Annotated in this window: 3 protein-coding genes and 1 pseudogene; 2 read left to right on the plus strand and 2 right to left on the minus strand. The window is 57.0% G+C overall.

The genetic code is table 11. From position 1 onward, the window contains the following. A pseudogene (locus IRZ24_RS18115) lies at positions 1 to 652 on the plus strand (hypothetical protein); the annotation flags it as partial. Positions 653 to 773: 121 nt separating this feature from the next. Beyond that, a complete protein-coding gene (locus tag IRZ24_RS18120; RefSeq protein WP_297167404.1) occupies positions 774 to 2,363 on the plus strand; it encodes a PAS domain S-box protein in 1,590 nt (529 codons plus the stop codon). 248 nt (positions 2,364 to 2,611) lie between these two features. On the opposite strand, the gene IRZ24_RS18125 is transcribed toward IRZ24_RS18120, so the two are convergent. Together IRZ24_RS18125 and IRZ24_RS18130 are read right to left on the minus strand one after the other, a co-directional pair. Next, on the minus strand, positions 2,612 to 2,968 hold the full coding sequence (locus IRZ24_RS18125; RefSeq protein ID WP_297167407.1) for a hypothetical protein: 357 nt from the start codon (positions 2,966 to 2,968) through the stop codon (positions 2,612 to 2,614). 64 nt (positions 2,969 to 3,032) lie between these two features. Next, positions 3,033 to 3,416, minus strand: coding sequence for a hypothetical protein (locus tag IRZ24_RS18130; RefSeq protein WP_297167409.1), 384 nt, complete (start codon positions 3,414 to 3,416; stop codon positions 3,033 to 3,035). Between the last annotated feature and the right edge of the window lie 169 nt (positions 3,417 to 3,585).

Genomic DNA, 3,585 nt, shown 5'->3' on the forward strand with positions numbered 1-3,585 from the left:
CTTACTTGAGTTTATAAGCTTAGTTGACTTTTTAGATGCTATTCTGCACTTTTTGCCGCGAGCCATCAGCGCTGCCTTGCTGGTCTTGCTTGGTGGCCTAGGGGCACGCTTTCTGGCTGCGACTGTGGCGGCCCTGGCACGCAGTGTCAATATTGCCTACAGCCGCCTGTTGGCTGCGCTGGTGGAGTACGTTCTGCTGGCCTTTCTGGTGATCATCGCTATTTCACTGCTGGGCATTGATACGACGGTCCTCACGACGAGCTTTACGATCTTGCTGGCGGCTTTGGGGCTGGCCATCGCTTTAAGCTTCGGCTTCGGTTCACAGGAGGCGGCGCGCAACATTATTGCGGGCTATTATATCCGTCGCCATTTCTCGCCCGCCCAGGAGTTGCGCTTTGGCGAGTATGAGGGACGCTTCCAGGCCACGTCGGGCATGTACACGACAGTGGAGATCACCGACGAAAGAGGCCAGACGCGCTTGCTTTCAATCCCTAATACGGTCTTTTTGCGCCAGATTATTATGGGCGGGCCAGCCGGGTCCGCTCCCAGCTCCGCCGAGGTTACAGGCCCTCGTGTGGGCGGGCCTTCTTCGCCCTCAACAGCGGAGACTCCGCCCCCGTCTCCATCTGACGCGGATGAGGCCAGTGAGTGAGCGGTGAGATATTGAGCAGAAGTAAGCCGCAGAAGAGAATCCCCAAAGAGCGAAAATAGTGGCATAATTAAGAGCGTTGTGACTCGGATTTCATTCGATCAGGAAAAGAGGAGTAGCCGCAATGGCAGGAACATTTCCAGAGCAGGGGCCTTCTGCTAGAGGACCTTCTATCGAGCAACTACTGCAGGAAAGCCATACTCGCGAGATCATTGACAATAGTCCCGATTGCATTAAGCTGCTTGATCATGAGGGGCACTTGCTCTGGCTTAATCGCGGCGGTCTGCGGGCTTTGGAGATCGAGGATGTTGCCAGTTGCCTCAATAGCGAGTGGGTGACTTTCTGGTCAGGCGAGGGCCGCCTTCTGGCAGAGCAGGCCCTGGCTGAGGCCCGCTCTGGACGGGTGGGACATTTTGAAGGCTTTTGCCCAACGATGAAAGGGTCTCCTCGTTGGTGGCAGGTGACCATCACTCCTTTCTTCGATCATGAGGGCCGCATTGCTTACTTGCTTGCTATTTCGCGCGATATTACTGAGCGTAAACAGGCCGAGGCGGCGCTAAAGGCCAATGAGGAACGCTTCCGCAGTCTGGCCGAGCATGCCCCTATTATTATTTGGCAGACTGATACGACAGGAGCCGCTGTTTATTTCAATACGACCTGGCAGCGCTTTACCGGGCTTTCACTGGAGAAGTCTCAGGGCTGGCAGTGGACCACCGTGATCCATCCATCTGATCGCCGGCGGGTGCTGGAACACTGGCGTATGGCCTTCACAGAGCAGCAGCCCTTTGAGGCTCACTTTCGCCTGCTGGGCGCCGATGGTGAGTATCACGATATGCTGGTTCGTACTACCCCTTACAGCGATGCGCGCCTTCAGTTCGCTGGCTACATCGGCACTATGCTCGATATTAGCAAGCAAACAGCACTTGAGCGTCAACGCGATGCGTTCATCAGCCTGGCCACCCATGAATTAAAGACGCCGCTGACGGCTCTGCTTGGTAATCTCCAGCTCGCCCGTCGCTTGCTGCGCCGTCTGGCAAGCCCGACGGAGCTGGATGAGGAGACGCGCCAGCAGCTCTTCGAGCAGGCGCAGGGGCTTTTAGAGCGTGGCGAGCAGCATTTGCGTCGTCAGAACCGTTTGATTAACGATCTTTTGGAGATGGCTCGCAATCATGACGAGACTCTAGAGTTACGCCAGGCTCACTGGAATCTGGTGGAGATTGTGCGCGAGACGGTGCAGGATCTGCAACTGGCTTTTCCTCAGCGCACTATCCAGCTCAATCTACCTGAGAAGGAGCCTCTGTTTGTCTATATCGATCGAGATCGCATTGAGCAGGTTGTCCATAATTATCTCACTAATGCACTAAAGTACTCGCCTCCCGAGGAACCGATTGAGGTGGGGGTGGAACGTAACGATCCCGTTGTGCGTTGTTGGGTACGCGACGCCGGCCCAGGACTGCCTGAAGAGGCTCGTGAGCATATCTGGGAGCGCTTCTATCAGGTGCCCGGTATTCGACCCTACCAGAACGCCGGGGCCAGTCTTGGCCTGGGCCTCTATATCAGTCGGCGGCTCATCCAACAGCAGGGTGGTGAGGTGGGTGTCGAGAGCCGAGAAGGGGCAGGCTCGACTTTCTGGTTTGCTCTGCCGCTGGTCGCGCCACCGGAGGGAGTGAGCGAGCATGCAGAGGAAGCAGGTAGAACGGAAGGGGCAGCCTGAGAGCGGCGCTGCGTTCCTGAAAGCCGGAGCTTGGAGGGTTGCTACGTCTCTCTGGAGCACGCTGCACGGCAGGGGCAGGAAGCAGGGCTGGAGGCAATTGCCAGCCCTGTCCGGCGAAAGCGTCAAGGAAAGGAAAAGGAAGAGGAAGACTATGTCTCTCTCGCTTCCAGCGATGCTTGATTTGATCTCTACTGGCTGCAAGAGGTAGAGCGCTGCCTCTCCCTGGCTCAAGAAGGGAGAAAGTTAGTTTAGTACGGGCCATGCATGGCATCTGAGCTTACATGGACTGCAAATTGGAACTCGCACAGGGCAAAGTCATCCGTTATGCATCTCGTGACAAGGTTATCTGCTTCCATATGGGTCGCGCTGCCTCCACTCATAGGATTGTGATCGACAATGCTGCTCGCTGGAAGCTGCTCGCAGACCACGCCGGGTACGCTCTGTCCGTCTTCGTCTCCGGCGACCCGCGTTACGCCCATACGCTTGCCGAAGCCGGTACCTGTGAGATCGGCAGCGATGGCCCCTCCGATCTCTCCTTCGAGGGCTGCTTGGACAAAAAGGTTGGCACAGCGCATCACGTTCAGTCGCAATCCCGCAGCTATCATAGCTCAAGCACTGGCTCACCCCTTGGAGGTGAGGAGATGACCAGCCAGCAGCAAGCTCGGCTGCTTATCGCGACCCGTTGCGGTACAGTATAGACAGGCACTCTCTCACCTCAGCAAACAAAGGAGTCCCGCAAGGATGAGTATCTACGGTCGGTTCGCTTGTATAGATTGCAAAATACATCTCTCTCTCGGTAAAGCTATCTACAGGACTCCAAGGGTCCCAGAGAATCGGATTCTCTATTTCCACCTCGGCGGTCAAAACCAGCCAATCAATACCCAATCCATTGATAACGCCGCTCTCTGGAAGCTGCTCGCCGACCATGCTGGCCACCGCCTCCGCGCTCTCGTTGAGGACAGCACGGACTATGATCTCCTCATCGCCGACCCAGAGACCCGCAGGATCGGAGGCGATTCCAGCCACGATATTCCTTTCGAAGACTACCTGCAAGACTGGCCTGCCTGCTTCCTCCCTCCTCTGCTCCTCTCCCCTCTTCCTCCCACGAACTCCTTCGCCTCCCCCATCCCTCCTTCCTGGCCTTCGAACGCACCCTGCTGCGTGCCTCCCTCCAGCTCTCCTCCCAGCCCCAGGGCCTCATCACCCTCCTCGTCCCCTGCCC

The organism is Thermogemmatispora sp., assembly GCF_019683755.1.
Classification (GTDB): Bacteria; Chloroflexota; Ktedonobacteria; order Ktedonobacterales; family Ktedonobacteraceae; genus Thermogemmatispora.